Genomic DNA, 18,515 nt, shown 5'->3' on the forward strand with positions numbered 1-18,515 from the left:
GCCCAGGTCCCCCCAACCCATCGCCGGCTTCACGCCCCTGGAGGAATCAGCCATGACCACGCACCGCCCACGCATCGTGGACCTTAGCGAGACCCAGCCCAACCGCCGGCGCGGAGGTGATCTGCGCGCCATGCTGACACCCAGCGCGGTGGGCGCCACGAGCGGCTTCATGGGCATGGCCCTCGTACAGCCCGGCGAGCGCATCGGCGAGCACTACCACCCGTACTCCGAGGAGTTCGTGTACGTCGTCCAGGGCGCGCTCGAAGTGGACCTCGACGGGGAGCCCCACCCGCTGCGCCCGGACCAGGGCCTGCTGATCCCGCCCTACATGCGGCACCGGTTCCGCAACGTCGGGGACGTCGAGGCCCGGATGGTCTTCCACCTCGGCCCGCTGGCGCCCCGCCCCGAGCTGGGTCACGTCGACACCGAGGGCACCGAGGAGAGCACCCCCGCCGCCCCGCCCGAACGCACGGAGCCGGTGTCATGAGTCGCCGCGTGGCGGTCACCGGAGTCGGGATCGTCGCGCCCGGCGGGGTGGGAGTGCCCGCCTTCTGGGACCTGCTGTCCGCCGGCCGTACGGCGACCCGTGGCATCACCCTCTTCGACCCGGAGGGATTCCGCTCGCGCATCGCCGCCGAATGCGACTTCGATCCCGCGGCGCACGGCCTGAGCGCGGAGCAGGTCGCCCGCTCGGACCGGTACGTCCAGTTCGCGATGGTCGCCGCGGACGAGGCGCTGCGCGACGCCGGCCTGGACCCCGAAGCGGAGGACCCCTGGCGCATCGGGGTCTCCCTGGGCACCGCGGTCGGCGGCACCACGCGCCTCGAACACGACTATGTCGCCGTCAGCGACCGCGGCAGGCGCTGGGACGTCGACCACCGGCCGGCCGGCCGCTATCTGGAGCGGGCCTTCTCGCCCAGTTCGCTGGCCTCCGCGGTGGCCGAACAGGTCGGCGCGCACGGCCCGGTGCAGACCGTCTCCACCGGCTGCACCTCCGGCCTCGACGCCATCGGCTACGCCTTCCACTCCATCGAGGAGGGCAAGGTCGACGTCTGCATCGCCGGCGCCTCGGACTCGCCGATCTCCCCGATCACCGTGGCCTGCTTCGACGCGATCAAGGCGACCTCCGCCAACAACGACGACCCCGCCCACGCCTCCCGGCCGTTCGACGCCCACCGCGACGGATTCGTCATGGGCGAGGGCGGCGCCGTGCTCGTCCTGGAGGAACTGGAGCACGCCCGGGCCCGCGGTGCGACCGTGCACTGCGAGATCCGCGGCTACGCCACCTTCGGCAACGCGTACCACATGACCGGTCTGACCCAGGAGGGCCTGGAGATGGCCGAGGCGATCAACCGCGCCCTCGACCACGCCGAGCTCGACGCCACCCGGGTCGACTACGTCAACGCGCACGGCTCGGGCACCCAGCAGAACGACCGGCACGAGACCGCCGCGGTCAAGCGGTCGCTGGGCGCACACGCCCACAAGGTGCCGATGAGCTCCATCAAATCCATGGTGGGCCACTCGCTCGGCGCGATCGGCGCCATCGAGATCGTCGCCTGCGTGCTGGCACTGACCCACCAGGTCGTGCCGCCGACGGCCAACTACGAGACTCCGGACCCGGAGTGCGACCTCGACTACGTGCCCAGAACGGCGCGGGAGGTGCCGCTGCGCTCGGTGCTCTCGGTCGGCAGCGGCTTCGGCGGATTCCAGTCAGCGGTGGTACTGACCCGACAGGGTGGGAGGGCAACATGAGCTCCCCGAAGGAACGACGTAGCGTCGTCACCGGCATGGGTGTGATCGCCCCCAACGGGGTGAGCACCGACGCCTTCTGGAAGGCGACCAAGGAAGGCATCAGCGTCCTCGACCGGGTGACCCGCGAGGGCTGCGAGCACCTGCCGCTCAAGGTCGCCGGTGAGGTACGCGGCTTCGACCCGGCGGACCTGATCGAGGAGCGCTACCTCGTCCAGACCGACCGGTTCACCCACTTCGCCATGGCGGCGGCCAACCTCGCGCTGGACGACGCCCGCCTCGGCCGCGCCGACTACGCCGACTCGCCGTTCGCGGTCGGCGTGGTCACCGCCGCCGGATCCGGCGGCGGCGAATTCGGCCAGCGCGAGCTGCAGCGGCTCTGGGGCCAGGGCTCCAAGTACGTCGGCCCCTACCAGTCGATCGCCTGGTTCTACGCCGCCAGCACCGGCCAGATCTCCATCCGCGGCGGCTTCAAGGGCCCCTGCGGAGTCGTGGCCAGCGACGAGGCGGGCGGCCTGGACGCCCTGGCGCACGCCTGCCGCACCCTGCGGCGCGGCACCGACGCGGTCGTCGTGGGCGCCGCCGAGGCACCGCTGGCCCCCTACTCGGTCGTCTGCCAGCTCGGCTACGACGATCTGAGCACGCTCGACGACCCGGTCCGCGCCTACCGGCCGTTCACCGACGGCGCCTGCGGATTCGTGCCCGCCGAAGGCGGCGCGATGCTGGTCGTCGAGGAGGCGACGGCGGCCGAGGGCCGTGGCGCACCCGTCCGGGCCGAACTGGCCGGGCACGCCGCGACCTTCACCGGCGCCTCCCGGTGGGAGGAGTCCCGAGCCGGACTCGCCCACGCCATCCGCGGCGCGCTGGCGGACGCGCGGTGCGCCCCGGACGAGATCGACGTGGTGTTCGCGGACGCGCTGGGCGTCCCCTCGGCCGACCGGGCCGAGGCGCTGGCCCTCGCGGACGCCCTGGGCCGGCAGGCCACCCAGGTTCCGGTGACCGCGCCCAAGACCGGCACCGGGCGGGCGTACTGCGGTGCCCCCGTCCTGGACATCGCGGCCGCGGTGCTCGCCATGGAACACGGTGTGGTGCCGCCCACCCCCAACGTCGTCGACGTGTGCCACGACCTTGACGTCGTGACCGGCCGGGCCCGCCCCGCCGAACTGCGGACGGCGCTGGTGCTGAGCCGGGGACTGATGGGCTCCAACGCGGCCATGGTGCTGCGGCAGGGCCCGCCGTCCCCCTCGTGAGAAGGAGAACCGCACATGACCGCTCAACTGACTCTCGACGAGCTGGCAGCGCTGATGAAGTCCGCCGCCGGCCTGACCGTCGACCCGAAGGACCTGGCGAACCGGGCCGACTCGACCTTCGCCGAGTTCGGCCTCGACTCGCTGGGCCTCCTGGGCATCGTGGGCGAGCTGGAGAACCGGCACGGCCGGCCGATGCCGACCGACGCCGAGCGCTGCAAGACGCCGCGCGACTTCCTCGCCCTCGTCAACACGCCCGGCAAAGCCCCCCTGGAAGCCGACAAAGTGCCTACGACAGGAGCCTGATATGCCCGGCCACACCGAGAACGACATCACCATCGCCGCGCCCCTCGACCTCGTCTGGGACATCACCAACGACATCGAGAACTGGCCGCAGTTGTTCAGCGAGTACGCGGCGGTCGAGGTGCTGTCCCGCGAGGGCGACAAGACCACCTTCCGGCTGACCATGCACCCGGACGACAACGGCACCGTCTGGAGCTGGGTCTCCGAGCGGGTCGTCGACCGCGCCCGTCGCACCGTCCGCGCCCGCCGGGTCGAGACCGGCCCGTTCGCGCACATGGACATCCACTGGAAGTACTCCGAGATCCCGGGCGGCACCTCGATGCACTGGACCCAGGACTTCGCGATGAAGCCGGACGCCCCGGTCGACGACAAGGGCATGACCGAGCTCATCAACCGCAACTCCCGGATCCAGATGGAGCTCATCCGGGACAAGATCGAGCAGCGGGACCGTGAGCTGCGGTCCGCCGCCGTCAGCTGACGGCCCGCCGGGCCGCGTCCGGACCGCCCTCCGGCGGCAACGAAGGGATCTTCCCGATGCATCACGCTCTGATCGTCGCCCGCATGAAACCCGGTTCGGCACCGGACATCGCGGACGTCTTCCGCGAGTCCGACCGTACGGAACTGCCGCACCTGGTCGGTGTCTCGCGGCGGACCCTGTTCCAGTTCGGTGACGTGTACCTGCACCTCATCGAATCCGACCGGCCGCCCGGCCCGGAGATCGCGAAGGTCACCGAGCACCCCGAGTTCCGCGCGGTGAGCGACAAGCTGTCCGCCTTCGTCAGCGCCTACGACCCCGAGACCTGGCGGAGCCCCAAGGACGCGATGGCCCAGCAGTTCTACCGCTGGGAGCGCGACGGCGGCAGCTGACGCGCAGGCCGGGCCGAGGCGATCCCTGGGCCCCGGCCGTTCGCGGGCGGATTCACGGCGGCCCGGTCCTCATGCCGGGACGGTGCACTCGAAGGCGTGCAGGTACGGGTTGACGACCAGCACGTCGTGCACCTCCAGCCCGGCGTCCGAGATCCGGCGGATCATGCTGTCCTTGGTGTGCTTGGCGCCGCCCACGTTCAGCAGGAGCAGCAGGTCCATGGCGGTGGTGAACTTCATCGACGGGCTGTCGTCGACGAGGTTCTCGATGACCACCACCCGGGCGCCCGGCCGGGCCGCCGCCTTGACGTTGTGCAGCGTCCGGCGGGTGGAGTCGTCGTCCCACTCCAGGATGTTCTTGATGATGTAGACGTCGGCCCGGACCGGGATCTCCTCCCGGCAGTCGCCGGGCACCAGACGCACCCGCGGGGCGAGCGGGCCGCCGGCGCGCAGCCGGGGGTCCGGATGCGCCACGACCGTGGGCAGGTCGAGCAGGGTGCCCTCCAGGGAGGGGTGCTTCTCCAGCAGGCTGGCGAGGACATGGCCCTGCCCGCCGCCGATGTCCGCCACCGACTGCGCCTTCGACAGGTCGAGCAGCCGGGCGACGTCCTCGGCCGACTGCTTGCTGGAGGTGGTCATGGCCCGGTCGAAGACCTGGGCGGACTCCGTGGCGTCCTGGTGCAGGTACTCGAAGAAGCTCTTGCCGTACAGGTCGTCGAAGACGTTGCGCCCGGAGCGCACCGCCTCGTCCAGCCGCGGCCACGCCTCCCAGGTCCACGGCTCGGTGCACCACAGGGAGATGTAGCGCAGGCTGTTCGGGGTGTCCTCGCGCAGTATCCGGGACATGTCGGTGTGGACGTACTTCCCGTCGTCGGTCTCGGCGAAGATCCCGTAGCAGGACAGCGCGCGCAACAGCCGTTCCAGCGGCCGCGGTTCGGCCTTCACCTCGGCGGCCAGCTCCTCGGCGGAGGCCGGCCGGTCACCGAGCGCGTCGGCGACGCCGAGCCGCGCCGCCGCCCGTACCGCCGCCGCGCACGCGGCTCCGAAGATCAGCTCCCGCAGCCGCATGGCCGGCTGGGGCGTGGGACTTACGGTGGACATTGGAGCCTCTATTCTCCCGTGGTAGGTGAGTGCACCCGTGGCACCGGGCGGGCCCGGTGGGCCGTCAGCACAGCCCGGCCGGCTTCGAGGTCCGGCAGACGTTGCGGATGAACCGGTTCCCCCGGCCCTTGGGGTCCCGGTTGACCAGATCGGCCGGCTTGTTGCGCAGCACGACGTTGTCGACGACGGTGTTGTGCTCGTTGAGCGCGCCCACGAAGCTGTGGAAGAGCACCACGCCGCCGGAGAGCGGCGAATCGCCCCGGTTGTCGCGGACCAGGTTGTGCCGCACCAGCGCCCGCTCGGTGCCGGTGAGCACGATGCCCGAGCCCTGCAGGAACGGCAGCCGCTTGGTGGCGGCGCAGTGCTTGTTGTTCCGGGAGACGTCGTTGTCCCGTACGGTCAGCGCGCCCGCCCGGGGGCGTGACTCGTCGCCGACGATGAAGACCCCGCTGCAGTTGCCGGTGATGGTGTTGTGGCCGACCGTCAGGTTCCGGACCCGGCGGATGGTGACGCCGATCCGGTTGTGGGACAGCCGGTTCTCGGTGATCGACGCACCCAGGGTGTCGGTCGCCCCGCCCTCCTCCTTGACGGTGTTCGCCAGGAAGATGCCGGAGTCGCCGTTGCCGGTGACGAAGTTGTCGCGGATCACGCCGCGGGTGGACTTCTCCTGCGCGATGCCCCAGACCCCGTTCTTGTGGGACGTCACCTGGTGCACGGACAGCCGGTCGGTGCCGGAGGCCCAGATGCCGTTCTGCCGGAAGCCGGTGACGGTCAGCGCGCGGATGCTGACCTCGCGGAGGGGACGGTGCCGCGAGCCGAGCACGCAGATCCCGTTGCCCTCCTTGCCGCAGCGGTTCGCCGCCCGTTTCGCCGGCGGGCGGATCACCGTCTTCTTGCCGGCCCCCACGAGGCGCAGCCGCGACGTGGTGATCAGCACGCTCTCGCGGTAGACCCCGGGCCGGAGGACGACGGTGTCACCCGGCCGGGCCGCGTCCACCGCCTGCTGGATGGACTCGCCCGGGCGGACCACATGCCGTCCCGGGGCATCGCTGGGAGGGGCCGCGCCCAGTCCGCCGGCCATCACCGCGGCGACGCAGCCCAGGAGTGTCATCTGTTGTAGCGCCATGAGGCGAAGCTATGGGCGATCAATCCCGCTCGCCATTTGTGGTGCGCCGATGACGGGGGAGGGCGTGCCCGCCGGCGTCCGACACGCCGTCAAGTCCGCTGGCCGGCCATCCGTCCGGCTGCGCATCAGGGCCGGTCAGCGGGGTCCTGCGGGGGCTCGCCGCAGCGGGTGCCGCCGCTCGGCGGATCGACCGGCCGGCACTCACCTGACCGGGTAGCGGACGCCGCGTCCGCACGGTCCCCGGGCCCGGCATCCGACGGGGGGTCAGCCGGCCCGTCCGGCCACACCTCGGTCAGGAACGCCGTGAGGCTGGCCGGCAGGAACCAGGGTCGGACGCGGAAGACGGTCATGGCAGACCAACGCGCGGAGCCCGGCCGACGACACCCGGCAACCGGCCGGACGCCCCCTTCATCACCCCAACGGCCCTCGGCGGCGGGGCCGGTGCGGCCGGCCCGGCATCAGCGGGCGCGCCGGACCGCCGCCTCGATCCCGTCCAGGACGACCGCCAGCCCGCCCTCGAAGGTCGCCCGCGCCTCGCGTTCCAGATACGGCACCGAGTCGTCCGTGACCGGGGCCGCGCCCTCGGTCTCCAGCCGGACCAGCAGCGGGAAGCGTTCGGCGAAGTCGGGCACGACCTCGTCCAGCATCCCGGACCGCGCCAGCCACCAGTCCTCGTCGGAGACCCCGGTCGAGGCCGCGGCCACCCGGGACTCGGCGACGGTCCGCGCGGCCCCGCGCACGACGTGCACCAGCGTCCCCACCACCGGGCGCAGCACCGCGGAGTCGAGTCCGGTGGCGTACAGCAGCCGGAGCAGGGTCTCCAGTGCGCGGTACTCGTTCGGGCCGAGCACCGGGCGGGTCTGGGAGACCTGGAGCACCCAGGGGTGGCGGAGGGAGAACTGCCAGGTGTCCTCGGCCCAGGACGTCACCGCGGCCCGCCAGCCCGCCGTCAGGTCGTACTCCTGCGGCAGCTCGGCCAGTACCTGGTCGTACATCAGGTCCACCAGCTCGTTCTTGCCCGGGACGTAGGTGTAGAGCGCCATGGCGGTGCGTCCCAGCCGCTCGCCGACGGCGCGCATGGACAGGGCCGCCATGCCCTCCGCGTCGGCGACCGCGATCCCCGCCCGGACGATCACCTCCACGCTCAGGGCCGGCTTGGGGCCCGGCCACTGCCGTGCACGCGCTCCTCCGGGGCGCTCGTCGCGCCACAGCAGAGCCATCGACCGACGGGGATCGCCCTGGCCGGCGAATACCACCACTTGCCGTCTCCTTACGCCATAAAGTAACGTCACCCGGCGAACTCTTTACGGCGTAAGGATATCAGGAGGGGTGGCGGCTGACATGGGGGCCGAGCAGGTCGGAAAGCCGGAAAGCGGGACCGGGTACACGGCGGACAGCCATGACGTGATCGAGGTGCGCGGCGCCCGGGAGAACAATCTCGCCGACATCTCCCTGGACATACCCAAGCGCCGTCTCACGGTCTTCACCGGAGTCTCGGGATCCGGGAAGTCCTCGCTGGTCTTCGGCACCGTCGCGGCCGAGTCCCAGCGGCTGATCAACGAGACCTACACGGCCTTCGTGCAGTCCTTCATGCCGGCCCGCAGCCGGCCCGACGTGGACGCCCTGCGCAACCTGAGCGCGGCCATCGTCGTCGACCAGGAACGCATGGGCGCCAACGCGCGCTCCACGGTCGGCACCGCCACCGACGCCCACACCATGCTGCGGATCATCTACAGCCGCCTGGGCACCCCGCACGCCGGCACCTCCACGGCGTTCAGCTTCAACAGCGCCGAGGGGATGTGCCCGGAGTGCGAGGGGCTCGGCCGGGTCTCCACCATCGACATCGACCAGCTCGTGGACACCTCGCGCTCGCTCAACGAGGGTGCGATCAGTGCCCCGGGATTCACCGTCGGCTCGTGGTACTGGCAGACCCTCGCGCACTCCGGATTCTTCGATCCCGACGTGAAACTCGCCGACTTCACCCCCGCGCAGTGGGACGATTTCCTGCACAAACCCGCCACCAAAATCAAGCGCGGCACCTCGAACCTCACCTATGAAGGACTGCTGACCCGGGTCCGGCGGACCTATCTCGCCAAGGACCGGGAATCCCTGCAACCGCACATCCGGGCCTTCGTCGACCGCGCGGTGACCTTCACCGCCTGCGGCGCCTGCGGCGGCGCCCGGCTCAATCCCGCGGCCCTCGCCTCCCGCATCGCCGGCCGCAACATCGCCGAATGCTCCGCCCTCCAGATCAGCGATCTGGTGGAATTCGTCCGCGGCATCGACGACCCGTCGGTGGCCCCGCTGGTCGCCACCCTCCGCCACACCCTGGAATCCCTCGTCGAGATCGGCCTCGGCTATCTGAGCCTGGACCGGGAATCCGGCACCCTCTCCGGCGGCGAGGCCCAGCGGGTGAAGATGGTCCGCCACCTCGGCTCCAGCCTGACCGACGTCACCTACGTCTTCGACGAGCCCACCGTCGGACTGCACCCGCACGACATCCAGCGGATGAACGAACTGCTGCTGCGGCTGCGCGACAAGGGCAACACCGTCCTCGTCGTCGAGCACAAACCCGAGACCATCGCCGTCGCCGACCACGTCGTCGACCTCGGCCCGGGCGCCGGGCCGGCCGGCGGACGGCTCTGCTACACCGGCGACGTCCCCGGACTGCGGGCCTCCGGCACCCTCACCGGCCGCCATCTCGACCACCGCGCCCCGCTGCGCGAGCAGGTCCGGCGGCCCACCGGCCACCTCGCCATCACCGGCGCGAACACCCACAACCTCAAGGACGTCAGCGTCGACCTGCCGCTCGGCGTGCTCACCGTCGTCACCGGCGTGGCCGGCTCGGGCAAGAGCTCCCTGATCCACGGCTCCCTGAGCGGACGGGACGGCGTCATCACCGCCGACCAGTCCCCGATCCGCGGCTCCCGGCGCTCCAACCCGGCCACCTACACCGGACTGCTCGGCCCGGTCCGCACCGCCTTCGCCCGGGCCAACGGCGTCGGTCCCGGACTGTTCAGCGCCAACTCCGAAGGCGCCTGCCCCACCTGCAAGGGCATCGGACTGGTCTACACCGACCTGGCGATGATGGCCGGTGTGGCCTCCGTCTGCGAGGAGTGCGAGGGCCGGCGGTTCACGCCCAAGGTGCTCACCTACACCCTGCGCGGCAAGAACATCAGCGAGGTGCTCGCGATGTCCGTCGCCGAGGCCCGGGAGTTCTTCCCCTCCGGGCAGGCCCGCACCATCCTCGACCGGCTCGCCGACGTGGGGCTGGCCTACCTCGGCCTCGGCCAGCCGCTCACCACCCTCTCCGGCGGCGAACGGCAGCGGCTCAAACTCGCCCTCCACATGGCCGCGAAGGGCGCCGTCTACGTCCTCGACGAGCCCACCACCGGACTGCACCCGGCCGACGTGGACCAGCTGCTCGGCCTGCTCGACCGGCTCGTCGACGACGGCAACACCGTCATCGTCATCGAACACCACCAGGCCGTCATGGCCCATGCCGACCGGATCATCGACCTCGGCCCCGGCGCCGGCCACGACGGCGGCCGCATCGTCTTCGAAGGCACCCCCGCCGAGCTCGTCGCCACCGGCGACTCCCTGACGGCCCGCCACCTGCGGACCTACCTCGGCAGGCCCGCGGCCTAAGCCCGTCCACCTGCGAGGGGACCCCATGACCGCCTCGACGCCCCCCCGTACACAAGGGAGTTGACCGCCCTCGCGTTCCGCCGCGCTGCTCGTCACGGACCCGCCCTCGGGCACCGCGGCGCACCACGACAGCGCTCCGGCCGCGGTGCCGACCGGGGCCCCCGGCGGACGTCCCGGGAGGCTGCCCACCGGGATTCCGCACCGGGAGGGCATCCGGTTTGTCCGGCCCACCCATTCAGGTCGGGCGCCCCCGTCGTCTACAGTTGCAGAAATCCGCAATTCAACAGATGACGCGACGGCCGTGCGGCCTGAACGCGGAGGACCATGCGTGGGCGGTTTCGCCGAGTCGGTACGGGCACACCAGACGCGCGGTGCGGGCCGGGCACGGGCCCGGAGAGGCGCGGACGTGAGCGGCGCCCGGTCACACCCCGTCGGGACCGGGTGAGCGCGGATGTCCGGCGCAGCACGCCGTAAGGGGCCGCCGCCCTGGCGGGCGGTCCGCTCCCGCACCTGCATACCGGCGCCCGCCGGCCCGGGTGCCGGCCGCCCCTGCCGCGGGCGCCCGCCGGCCCGGGGGCCGTTGCGCCGCTCCCGTGGACACGGCCGCGGCTGCCCCCAGCCGACCGCCCGTCACCACGCCTTCGCGCCCTGCGGCGTCCGGCGCGCGGGCACCACCGCGCTCCGCCCGGGCCTCCAGCTGGCCCGGCTGCCCGGCGCCGTGCTGGTCACCCACCGGCCGCCGCGCACCGGCCCGTTGCGCCGGATCCTGCTCTCCGTCCTCGTCACGAACCTGTTGCTGCTCTTCCTCGCACTGGTCGTCTATCTGGGACGGCACGCGGGCACGTAGGGTCGGCCGTCCGGGCCGCCGGCCGGACCCGCCACAGCCATCTGACGTCCCGTCCGAACGACCACACCAGCAGCCCCAGCGCCCCGGCCACCGCCACCCCGGCCACCGTCCGCGGCACGATCCCGGCACCGGCCACCACCAGCACGATGCCCTGCAGCGCCGCCACCGTCTTCCGGGCCATGCTGGGCGGCAGCGCACCGCGCAACCACGGCCACGCCCAGGACGCCGCCACGAACGCGTACCGCATCAGGCCGATCGCCAGGACCCAGACGCCCAGCGGCATCGCCACGTACACGCACAGCACCAGGATCAGGAACGCATCGACCTCCATGTCGAAGCGCGCCCCCAGCGGCGTCGCCGTGCCGGTGCGCCGGGCCACCTGACCGTCCACGGCGTCCAGGATCAGCGCCACCGTGGCCAGCGCGGTCAGCACCACCACCGGGGCCCGGTGGTCGAAGGAGTCCGCGACCAGCGCCGTCACCCCGCCCACCAGGATCGCCCGGGCCAGCGTGACGCGGTTCGCCGGCCCGAACGAACCGGTCCACGACCGGCGCAGCGCCAGCGTGAGCACCGCCCAGGTCACCACCGCGAACGCCGACCCCGTCAGCCACCCCGCGGTGCCCAGCCCGACCACCCGGCACAGCGCCTCCAGCACCAGCAGCTGCACGCCCATGCCCGCCGTGGTGTCCGGCCCCAAGGCTCTTGTGTCGAAGTGCTCTTGTACGGCCACCGTGCCTCCCTTGGACCTGTGGCGGAGTCGGGGGGCGCCGCGTAGGGTGACGGCGTCCTTGATCCCCAGCATCGGGGACCCCTCGCCGTAGCGTCCAGGAGGATTCCGTTGCCGCGCGCCGCTTGTGCCTTTTGGACAAACGCCCCAGGGCAGGGCGGGATCCGGCCGGCGGAGCTGTCCGGGCCCGGTCCCGACGAGGTGCTGGTGCGCACCCTCTGGTCCGGGGTGAGCCGCGGCACCGAGACCCTGGTCTTCCGGGGCGGGGTACCCGCGGGCCAGTACACCACGATGCGGGCGCCCCACCAGGAGGGGGACTTCCCCGGGCCGGTCAAATACGGCTATCTCAACGTCGGTGTCGTCGAGGAGGGCCCGCCCGCGCTGCGCGGCCGTACGGTCTTCTGCCTGTACCCGCACCAGACGCACTACGTCGTCCCGGCCCACGCCGTCACCCCGGTACCGGACACCGTGCCCGCCGCCCGCGCCGTCCTCGCCGGCACCGTCGAGACCGCGGTCAACGCCCTCTGGGACGCCGGGCCGCTGATCGGGGACCGGATCGCGGTGATCGGCGGCGGCATGGTCGGGTGCAGTGTGGCCGCCCTCCTCGCCCGTTTTCCGGCGGTACGGGTGCAGTTGGTCGACGTCGATCCCGGCCGCGCCGCCACCGCCGAGGCGCTCGGCGTGGACTTCGCGCTGCCGGCCGACGCCCTCGGCGACTGCGACCTCGTCGTGCACGCCAGCGCCACCGAGGAAGGGCTGGCCCGGGCCCTCGAACTGCTCGCGCCGGAAGGCACCGTCCTGGAGCTGAGCTGGTACGGCGACCGGCGGGTGAGCCTGCCGCTGGGCGAGGCGTTCCACTCCCGCCGGCTGGTCGTGCGCAGCAGCCAGGTCGGCACCGTCTCCCCGGCCCGGCGGACCCGCCGCGGCTACGCGGACCGGATGGCGCTCGCCCTCGATCTCCTCGCCGATCCCGCCTTCGACGCGCTGATCACCGGGGAATCCGCCTTCGAGGAACTGCCGCAGGTGCTGCCCCGGCTCGCCTCCGGCGAGCTCCCGGCGCTCTGCCACCGCATCCGGTACGCGCCGCCGGACGGCCGGTAGACGCCGGCGCCCCGGGCCCGGATCCGCCCCCACGACACCGTCACTGAGACCGACATCACACCGGAGGAACGGCCTTGTTCAGCATCACCGTCCGCGATCACCTGATGGTCGCGCACAGCTTCCGCGGTGCCGTGTTCGGCCCGGCGCAGCGGCTCCACGGCGCGACGTTCATCGTGGACGCGACCTTCCGCCGGCCCGAACTCGACGCCGACAACATCGTCGTCGACATCGGCCTGGCCACCCAGGAACTCGCCGGCGTGGTCGGCGAGCTGAACTACCGCAACCTCGACGACGAGCCCGCCTTCGCCGGCATCAACACCTCGACGGAGGCGCTGGCCAAGGTCATCGCCGACCGGCTCGCGGACCGCGTGCACGCCGGCAACCTCGGCGAGGGCGCCCGCGAACTGACCGGCATATCGGTCACCTTGCATGAATCGCATATCGCCTGGGCCAGCTACGAGCGCGCGCTGTGACCCCCGGCGGCGCCGCCCCGGCGGGGGAGCGGACGGTGCACGTCGTCCTGCCCGGCGGGGTCGACGACCCGGCGGCGCCCAGCGGCGGCAACACCTACGACCGCCGGGTGTGCCAGGGCCTCCCGGCGGCGGGGTGGCGGGTGCGCCCGCACGCCCTGCCCGGCGCCTGGCCCCGGCCGGGCGCCGCCGACCGCGCGGAGCTGGCCCGGCGGCTGGCGGAGCTGCCCGACGGGGCGGTGGTCCTCCTCGACGGGCTGGTCGGCTGCGGCGTCCCCGAGGTCCTGGAGCCCGAGGCCGCCCGGCTGCGGCTCGGCATCCTGGTCCATCTGCCGCTGGCCGACGAGACCGGGCTCGAACCCGGCCCGGCGGCCGAGCTGGACGCCCGCGAACGCCGCGCCCTGCACGCCGCGGGCGCCGTCGTGACCACCAGCGCCTGGGCCGCCGGCCGGATCACCGCCCACCACCAGCTGCCGCCCGCCCGCGTGCACGTGGCCCGGCCCGGGACCGACCCCGCCCCGCTCGCCCCCGGCACCGACGCCGGCACCGCGCTGCTGTGCGTCGCCGCGCTCACCCCGCGCAAGGGACACCGCCGGCTGCTCGACGCCCTGGCGACCGTGGCCGACCGGCCCTGGCACTGCACGTTCGTCGGCGGCCCCGGTGGAGATTCCGCATATGTCACCCAACTTCGCAGCAAGGTAAGCGAAATGGGACTCGACGGCCGGGTCCGCTTCGCCGGGCCACGGACCGGTGCCGAGCTGGCCGCCCACTACGCCGCCGCCGACCTGCTGGTCCTCGCCTCGTACGCCGAGACCTACGGCATGGTCGTCACCGAGGCGCTGGCCCGCGGAACACCCGTCCTGGCCACGGCCGTCGACGGCGTACCGGAGGCCCTCGGACGGGCCCCCGACGGCACCCCGCCCGGCCTCCTCGTCCCCTCCGGGGAGCCCGCGGCGCTCTCCGGCGCACTGCGCGACTGGCTCACGGACCGCGCGCTGCGGCACCGTCTGAGGGAAGCCGCGCACGGACGGCGTGCCATGCTGGAGAGGTGGGAGATGACGTCGCACAGTCTGGCCGAGGCGCTGGAACGGCTTCGGCACGAACCCCGGAGCGGCCGATGACCGCCGTCGGCAGCCCCCGATTCCCGTCCCGCTGGCTGGAGTTGCGCGAACGCGCCGACGCCGCGGCCCGGGCCCCCGAACTCCTCCGCCCGCTGCGCGCCTGGCTGGCCGGACGGCCCGGCCCGCCCGGTCTGGTCATCCGCGACCTGGGCTGCGGCACCGGCTCCATGGCGCGCTGGCTCGCCGTCCGGCTGCCCGGACCGCAGCGCTGGATCCTGCACGACCACGACCCCGCGCTGCTCGCCGAGGCCGGCGCCCGGATGCCCGCAACGGCCGCCGACGGCACGCCCGTCACGGCCACCACCGAACGCGGCGACCTGACCGCCCTGACCGCCGCCGACCTCACCGGGACCTCGCTGGTCACCGCCTCCGCCCTGCTCGATCTGCTCACCCGCGACGAGATCGAGGCGCTCGCCGCGGCCTGCGCCGGTGCCGGCTGCCCGGTCCTGCTCGCGCTCTCGGTCTCCGGACGGGTGGAGCTGACCCCGCCCGATCCGCTCGACGCCGAGCTGACCGGCGCCTTCAACGACCACCAGCGCCGTACCGACGGAGCCCGCCCGCTGCTCGGTCCGGACGCGGTCGCGGCGGCGGTCGCGGCGTTCGAACGGCACGGCTGGACCGTGCGGTTGCGGCCCAGTCCCTGGCGGCTGGGCTGCGCGGAGTCCGCGCTGACCGCCGAATGGCTGCGCGGCTGGGTCGGCGCCGCACACGCCCAGCGGCCCGAACTGGCACCGGAGGCGGCGGTCTTTCTGCGCCGCCGGCTGGAGCAGTGCGCGGCGGGCGAGCTGGGCGTGACCGTGCACCACACCGATCTGCTGGCGCTGCCCGGTCCGCCGTCCGGGGACGGGGGATGAACCGGCGCGGCTGGGCGGTGCTGCGGCTGCTCGCGGGGGCGGGCATCCTGGCCGCCCTGGTGTGGCACCTGGGTTCCGGCGCCTTCCTGGACGGGCTGCGCCGGATCGACGCCGGAGCGCTGCTCGCGGCCCTCGGCCTGGGCCTGCTGACCACGGTCGGCAGTGCCTGGCGCTGGTGTCTGGTGGCCCGCGGGCTGGGCCTGCGGCTGCCGCTGGGCCGGGCGGTCGCCGACTACTACCGGGCGCTGTTCCTCAACGCGGCGCTGCCCGGCGGCGTGCTGGGCGACGTGCACCGCGCGGTGGGGCACGGCCGGGCCGCCGGTGACCTGGGCCGCGGGGTGCGGGCGGTGGTGCTGGAGCGCACCGCCGGCCAGCTGGTGCTGGTGCTCGCCGGGGCCGTGGTGCTGGCCGCCCGGCCGTCACCGGTCCTGGCGCCGGTCTTCCGCGCCCTGGCCTCACCCGGCGCCGCCGTGACCGCCGCCGCGGTGGCCGCGGCGGCCCTCCTCCTCGCCGGGTGGCTGCGGCGGCTCCCCGGCACCTCACGCGTCCGGCGCGCCCTGGGCACCTTCCTGGCCGAGGCGCGCCAGGGCCTCGGCGCCCCCGGCGTCCGGTACGGTGTCGCGCTCTCCTCCGCGGTGGTCCTCGCGGGCTACCTCGCCACGTTCGTCCTGGCCGCCCGGGTCGCCGGCGTCACCGCGCCGACCGCCGAGCTGGTCCCGCTGGTGGTCCTCGCCCTGCTCGCGATGGCGCTGCCGCTGAACGTCGGCGGCTGGGGCCCCCGCGAGGGCGTCGCCGCCTGGGCCTTCGGCGCCGCCGGGCTGGGCGCGGCGCAGGGCCTGGCCACCGCCGTCGTCTACGGCGTGCTCGCCTTCGCCGCGAGCCTGCCCGGCGCCGTGGTCCTGTGCGTCCGGTGGGGCGCCGCCCTCCGCGCCGGCCGTCCGCAGCTCCAGCTCGAAGAGGGTGTCCTCCCCGAGCAGGCTGCGCCGCAGCGGCGGCCGGAGCGCCTCGCGCATCACCGTCGTCCCGGGAAACCGCAGGCCGGGCACGCCGTCCCCGATCAGTACCGGCGCGACGGTGAGGTACAGCCGGTCCAGCGCACCGGCCTGCAGGAACCGCGACACGGTCACCCCGCCGCCCTCGATCAGCACCCGGCCCAGGCCGCGGCGCGCCAGGGCCGCGAGCAGCCGTGACGGGGCGAACGCCGCCGCATCGGGCAGCCGGAGCACCTCGACCCCCTCGCCCGGCACGTCCGGCGGCGGCGCGGCGTCCGGCCCCACCACCCACAGCGTGGGCGCGGCCCGGTCCGTGAACACCCCGCTGCCGCCCGGCACCCGGCCGCGCGGATCGAGCACCACCCGCACCGGGTTGTCGCCGGCACAGGCCCGTACGGTCAGCCGGGGATCGTCCGCCACGGCCGTTCCCGCCCCGACCAGCACGGCGTCGGCGAGCGCCCGCAGCCGGTGCAGATGGCGGCGGTCGGCCGTCCCGGTGACGTAGTCGGCATCGCCGGTACGGGTCGCCACGAAGCCGTCCAGGCTCTGCCCCAACTGCCCGAACGCCACCCGCGGTCCGGCCAGGCAGAGCGGCAGATAGCGCTCGGCGAGCTCCGCGGCGCCGGACGAGGCGGGTTCCGCCCAGCGCGGTGTGCCGTCGCCGTCCCGCACCAGCCCGGCGGCGCGGGCCTGCCCGTCCGTACGGATCCGGCGCAGCCGCTGCCACGCCTCCGTGCTCCCCAGCACCTCAGTCATCGGCGTCGTCCGCCCCGGCACCCAGCAGCGCCACGTACTCGGCGAACGCCTCGGTCAGCCCGGCCAGCAGCTCCCGGCCCTTGTGGGCGGAGGCGAGCGAGGGGCGGCCGACGACACCGGACGCGGTGTACGCCGACAGTCCCCGCGTCAGCAGGTGCCGGCGGTCGTCGGCCACGCAGTCCGCGGTGGCGTAGCCGTCCTTGACCAGTTCCGGATGGGCGTGCAGCAGGATCGAGGTCTCCAGCTCGCCGGCGTGCATGTCGCTGTGCGCGGAGGTGCGTATTCCGGCCCGGTCGCGCGCCGCGTCCCAGTCGGCGGTGCCGGGGAACAGTGCCATCCGGATGCCGCGCCCGGCGGATTCCTGCACCACATTGCGCAGCACGTAGTTCCCGCCGTGCCCGTTGACCAGGACCAACGCCCCGATCCCGGAGCGGAGCAGCGAATCGGCGAGGTCCGTGACGACCGCGTGCAGGGTCCGCGCCGAGATGCTGACCGTCCCCGGCCAGGCGGCGTGCTCCTGCGAACAGGAGACGGTCAGCGGCGGCAGCAGCAGGACGTCATGGGCGGCGGCCACCTCCCGGGCGACGGTGCAGGCGATGACCGTGTCGGTGGTCAACGGCAGGAAGGGGCCGTGCTGTTCGAAGCTGCCGATGGGCAGCACCGCCAGCCGCGGCCGCCGCCGTCGGACGTCCTCGGTGGTGTCGGCCGGCAACAGCCCGGCGGGCGGCGGCGGTTGCGGGGGAGCGGTCATCGGGATCGGTCCGCCTTTCGTCGGTCGGCTCGCCGGGGAGCCGGTCGGGACGCGGGGGCCGCAGCATACTTGTCATGTATCTGAGTGATCGCTGCCGGGTTCCGACCCCCGTGGGTACCATCGCGGCCATGACGGACCCCGACGCCCTGTGCGGCCCCCGCCCCGGTCATGACCTCGCCGTCGCCCCCGACGCGGCCCGCCCGTTGCCCGGTGTGGCACGGGTGGTGTCGGTCCGGCTGCCGACCGCCTACGGGGAGTTCCGGGCGGTGGGCTATCTCGACCGGCCCAGCGGCACCGAGCATGTGGCGCTGGTGTACGGCGAGGTCACCGGCGAACCGGTGCTGACCCGGGTGCACTCGGAGTGCCTGACCGGCGATGCCTTCGCGTCCCAGCACTGTGAATGCGGTGACCAGCTGGCCGCGGCCCTGCGCGCGATAGCGGCGGCCGGGCGCGGGGTGCTGGTCTATCTCCAGGGCCACGAGGGCCGGGGCATCGGCCTGCTGGCCAAGCTCCGCGCGATGCAGCTCCAGGAGGAGGGGCTGGACACCGTCGAGGCGAACATCGCGCTCGGCCTCCCGGTCGACGCCCGGGAGTACCGCGCCGCCGCGCAGATCCTCGACGACCTCGGCGTCCGCGCGGTACGGCTGCTGTCCAACAACCCGCGCAAGCGCGCGGCGTTGCTGCGGCACGGCATCACCGTCACCGAACGCGTCCCGCTGCTGGCCGAGCCCCAGGCGGAGAACATCCGCTATCTGCGCACCAAGCGCGAGCGGCTCGACCACGACCTGCCGCACCTCGACCGCATCCCCCACCAGTCCTGACGTATACGTGGTCCGGGGCCCGCGAGGAGTGCTCGCG

19 protein-coding genes and 1 pseudogene are annotated in these 18,515 nt (G+C 73.6%); 14 read left to right on the forward strand and 6 right to left on the reverse strand.

The window, feature by feature from the left end; translation table 11 throughout:
• The first annotated feature begins 52 nt into the window (after nucleotides 1-52).
• Genes ACFV1J_RS30410 through ACFV1J_RS30435 form a run of 6 tightly spaced genes read left to right on the forward strand, consistent with a single transcriptional unit; the run spans nucleotide 53 to nucleotide 4,166 of the window.
• Entirely contained in the window at nucleotides 53-487 is a 435-nt protein-coding gene (locus ACFV1J_RS30410; protein ID WP_030083353.1) for a cupin domain-containing protein, read from the forward strand.
• Nucleotides 484-1,752, forward strand: coding sequence for a beta-ketoacyl-[acyl-carrier-protein] synthase family protein (locus ACFV1J_RS30415; protein WP_385863403.1), 1,269 nt, complete (start codon nucleotides 484-486; stop codon nucleotides 1,750-1,752). The genes ACFV1J_RS30410 and ACFV1J_RS30415 overlap by 4 nt, the downstream gene beginning before the upstream one ends.
• Nucleotides 1,749-2,999: a ketosynthase chain-length factor gene (locus tag ACFV1J_RS30420; RefSeq protein ID WP_385863404.1), complete on the forward strand. Its 1,251-nt coding sequence runs from the start codon at nucleotides 1,749-1,751 to the stop codon at nucleotides 2,997-2,999. The genes ACFV1J_RS30415 and ACFV1J_RS30420 overlap by 4 nt, the downstream gene beginning before the upstream one ends.
• Before the next feature lie 15 nt (nucleotides 3,000-3,014).
• Nucleotides 3,015-3,302 carry an acyl carrier protein gene (locus ACFV1J_RS30425; protein WP_385863405.1) on the forward strand — a complete coding sequence of 96 codons (288 nt, stop codon included), beginning with the start codon at nucleotides 3,015-3,017 and terminating at the stop codon, nucleotides 3,300-3,302.
• 1 nt (nucleotide 3,303) lies between these two features.
• Complete coding sequence (locus ACFV1J_RS30430; protein WP_385863406.1) at nucleotides 3,304-3,777, forward strand: SRPBCC family protein; 474 nt, start codon at nucleotides 3,304-3,306, stop codon at nucleotides 3,775-3,777.
• 56 nt (nucleotides 3,778-3,833) lie between these two features.
• A complete protein-coding gene (locus ACFV1J_RS30435) occupies nucleotides 3,834-4,166 on the forward strand; it encodes a TcmI family type II polyketide cyclase (RefSeq protein WP_385863407.1) in 333 nt (110 codons plus the stop codon).
• 69 nt (nucleotides 4,167-4,235) lie between these two features.
• Here the strand turns inward: ACFV1J_RS30435 and ACFV1J_RS30440 are convergent, their stop codons facing one another.
• The 3 genes from ACFV1J_RS30440 to ACFV1J_RS30450 form a co-directional block, all read right to left on the reverse strand.
• Nucleotides 4,236-5,264, reverse strand: a complete 1,029-nt coding sequence (locus ACFV1J_RS30440; protein ID WP_385863408.1) for a methyltransferase — start codon at nucleotides 5,262-5,264, stop codon at nucleotides 4,236-4,238.
• Nucleotides 5,265-5,328: 64 nt separating this feature from the next.
• Nucleotides 5,329-6,390: a nitrous oxide reductase family maturation protein NosD gene (locus ACFV1J_RS30445; RefSeq protein ID WP_385863409.1), complete on the reverse strand. Its 1,062-nt coding sequence runs from the start codon at nucleotides 6,388-6,390 to the stop codon at nucleotides 5,329-5,331.
• A 458-nt stretch (nucleotides 6,391-6,848) separates the two neighbouring features.
• Complete coding sequence (locus tag ACFV1J_RS30450) at nucleotides 6,849-7,649, reverse strand: TetR/AcrR family transcriptional regulator (protein WP_385863410.1); 801 nt, start codon at nucleotides 7,647-7,649, stop codon at nucleotides 6,849-6,851.
• A gap of 82 nt (nucleotides 7,650-7,731) precedes the next feature.
• Between ACFV1J_RS30450 and ACFV1J_RS30455 the strand changes: the two genes are divergently transcribed.
• Together ACFV1J_RS30455 and ACFV1J_RS30460 are read left to right on the forward strand one after the other, a co-directional pair.
• Entirely contained in the window at nucleotides 7,732-10,038 is a 2,307-nt protein-coding gene (locus tag ACFV1J_RS30455; RefSeq protein WP_385863428.1) for an ATP-binding cassette domain-containing protein, read from the forward strand.
• A gap of 451 nt (nucleotides 10,039-10,489) precedes the next feature.
• The gene (locus ACFV1J_RS30460) at nucleotides 10,490-10,885 is read left to right on the forward strand and encodes a hypothetical protein (protein WP_385863411.1); all 396 of its coding nucleotides are present in this window, start codon (nucleotides 10,490-10,492) and stop codon (nucleotides 10,883-10,885) included.
• On the opposite strand, the gene ACFV1J_RS30465 is transcribed toward ACFV1J_RS30460, so the two are convergent.
• Entirely contained in the window at nucleotides 10,821-11,615 is a 795-nt protein-coding gene (locus ACFV1J_RS30465) for a CDP-alcohol phosphatidyltransferase family protein (RefSeq protein ID WP_385863412.1), read from the reverse strand. The two genes, ACFV1J_RS30460 and ACFV1J_RS30465, sit on opposite strands and share 65 nt — an antisense overlap.
• 108 nt (nucleotides 11,616-11,723) lie before the next feature.
• On the opposite strand from ACFV1J_RS30465, the gene ACFV1J_RS30470 reads away from it, so the two are divergent.
• From ACFV1J_RS30470 to ACFV1J_RS30490, 5 genes are all read left to right on the forward strand, one after another.
• Nucleotides 11,724-12,713 (forward strand): zinc-binding alcohol dehydrogenase, encoded by a 990-nt coding sequence (locus ACFV1J_RS30470; RefSeq protein WP_385863414.1) that lies wholly within the window; start codon nucleotides 11,724-11,726, stop codon nucleotides 12,711-12,713.
• Between the two features lie 74 nt (nucleotides 12,714-12,787).
• Nucleotides 12,788-13,186 (forward strand): 6-pyruvoyl tetrahydropterin synthase family protein, encoded by a 399-nt coding sequence (locus ACFV1J_RS30475; RefSeq protein WP_385863415.1) that lies wholly within the window; start codon nucleotides 12,788-12,790, stop codon nucleotides 13,184-13,186.
• Nucleotides 13,183-14,304 (forward strand): glycosyltransferase family 4 protein, encoded by a 1,122-nt coding sequence (locus tag ACFV1J_RS30480; protein WP_385863416.1) that lies wholly within the window; start codon nucleotides 13,183-13,185, stop codon nucleotides 14,302-14,304. The genes ACFV1J_RS30475 and ACFV1J_RS30480 overlap by 4 nt, the downstream gene beginning before the upstream one ends.
• Entirely contained in the window at nucleotides 14,301-15,158 is an 858-nt protein-coding gene (locus ACFV1J_RS30485; protein WP_385863417.1) for a methyltransferase domain-containing protein, read from the forward strand. The genes ACFV1J_RS30480 and ACFV1J_RS30485 overlap by 4 nt, the downstream gene beginning before the upstream one ends.
• Complete coding sequence (locus ACFV1J_RS30490; protein ID WP_385863418.1) at nucleotides 15,155-16,348, forward strand: lysylphosphatidylglycerol synthase transmembrane domain-containing protein; 1,194 nt, start codon at nucleotides 15,155-15,157, stop codon at nucleotides 16,346-16,348. Before ACFV1J_RS30485 ends, ACFV1J_RS30490 begins: the two co-directional genes overlap by 4 nt.
• Here ACFV1J_RS30490 and ACFV1J_RS30495 read toward each other — a convergent pair.
• Together ACFV1J_RS30495 and ACFV1J_RS30500 are read right to left on the reverse strand one after the other, a co-directional pair.
• A pseudogene (locus tag ACFV1J_RS30495) lies at nucleotides 16,262-16,906 on the reverse strand (RibD family protein); the annotation flags it as partial. The gene ACFV1J_RS30490 and the pseudogene ACFV1J_RS30495 overlap by 87 nt on opposite strands.
• Nucleotides 16,899-17,657 carry a creatininase family protein gene (locus ACFV1J_RS30500; RefSeq protein ID WP_385863420.1) on the reverse strand — a complete coding sequence of 253 codons (759 nt, stop codon included), beginning with the start codon at nucleotides 17,655-17,657 and terminating at the stop codon, nucleotides 16,899-16,901. The gene ACFV1J_RS30500 and the pseudogene ACFV1J_RS30495, both read right to left, overlap by 8 nt.
• A 128-nt stretch (nucleotides 17,658-17,785) precedes the next feature.
• On the opposite strand from ACFV1J_RS30500, the gene ribA reads away from it, so the two are divergent.
• A complete protein-coding gene (ribA, locus tag ACFV1J_RS30505; RefSeq protein ID WP_385863421.1) occupies nucleotides 17,786-18,478 on the forward strand; it encodes a GTP cyclohydrolase II in 693 nt (230 codons plus the stop codon).
• The last annotated feature ends 37 nt before the right edge of the window (nucleotides 18,479-18,515 follow it).

Source organism: Streptomyces sp. NPDC059649 (genome assembly GCF_042734445.1).
In the GTDB taxonomy this organism is placed as follows: domain Bacteria; phylum Actinomycetota; class Actinomycetes; order Streptomycetales; family Streptomycetaceae; genus Streptomyces.

What these genes read in the sequence shown, in the direction of transcription:
- ACFV1J_RS30410 (WP_030083353.1), top strand. Translation starts at nt 53, where the DNA reads ATGACCACGCACCGCCCACGCATCGTGGACCTTAGCGAGACCCAGCCC.
- ACFV1J_RS30415 (WP_385863403.1), top strand. Translation starts at nt 484, where the DNA reads ATGAGTCGCCGCGTGGCGGTCACCGGAGTCGGGATCGTCGCGCCCGGC.
- ACFV1J_RS30420 (WP_385863404.1), top strand. Translation starts at nt 1,749, where the DNA reads ATGAGCTCCCCGAAGGAACGACGTAGCGTCGTCACCGGCATGGGTGTG.
- ACFV1J_RS30425 (WP_385863405.1), top strand. Translation starts at nt 3,015, where the DNA reads ATGACCGCTCAACTGACTCTCGACGAGCTGGCAGCGCTGATGAAGTCC.
- ACFV1J_RS30430 (WP_385863406.1), top strand. Translation starts at nt 3,304, where the DNA reads ATGCCCGGCCACACCGAGAACGACATCACCATCGCCGCGCCCCTCGAC.
- ACFV1J_RS30435 (WP_385863407.1), top strand. Translation starts at nt 3,834, where the DNA reads ATGCATCACGCTCTGATCGTCGCCCGCATGAAACCCGGTTCGGCACCG.
- ACFV1J_RS30440 (WP_385863408.1), bottom strand. Translation starts at nt 5,264, where the DNA reads ATGTCCACCGTAAGTCCCACGCCCCAGCCGGCCATGCGGCTGCGGGAG.
- ACFV1J_RS30445 (WP_385863409.1), bottom strand. Translation starts at nt 6,390, where the DNA reads ATGGCGCTACAACAGATGACACTCCTGGGCTGCGTCGCCGCGGTGATG.
- ACFV1J_RS30455 (WP_385863428.1), top strand. Translation starts at nt 7,732, where the DNA reads ATGGGGGCCGAGCAGGTCGGAAAGCCGGAAAGCGGGACCGGGTACACG.
- ACFV1J_RS30460 (WP_385863411.1), top strand. Translation starts at nt 10,490, where the DNA reads ATGTCCGGCGCAGCACGCCGTAAGGGGCCGCCGCCCTGGCGGGCGGTC.
- ACFV1J_RS30485 (WP_385863417.1), top strand. Translation starts at nt 14,301, where the DNA reads ATGACCGCCGTCGGCAGCCCCCGATTCCCGTCCCGCTGGCTGGAGTTG.
- ACFV1J_RS30490 (WP_385863418.1), top strand. Translation starts at nt 15,155, where the DNA reads ATGAACCGGCGCGGCTGGGCGGTGCTGCGGCTGCTCGCGGGGGCGGGC.
- ACFV1J_RS30500 (WP_385863420.1), bottom strand. Translation starts at nt 17,657, where the DNA reads ATGACCGCTCCCCCGCAACCGCCGCCGCCCGCCGGGCTGTTGCCGGCC.
- ribA (WP_385863421.1), top strand. Translation starts at nt 17,786, where the DNA reads ATGACGGACCCCGACGCCCTGTGCGGCCCCCGCCCCGGTCATGACCTC.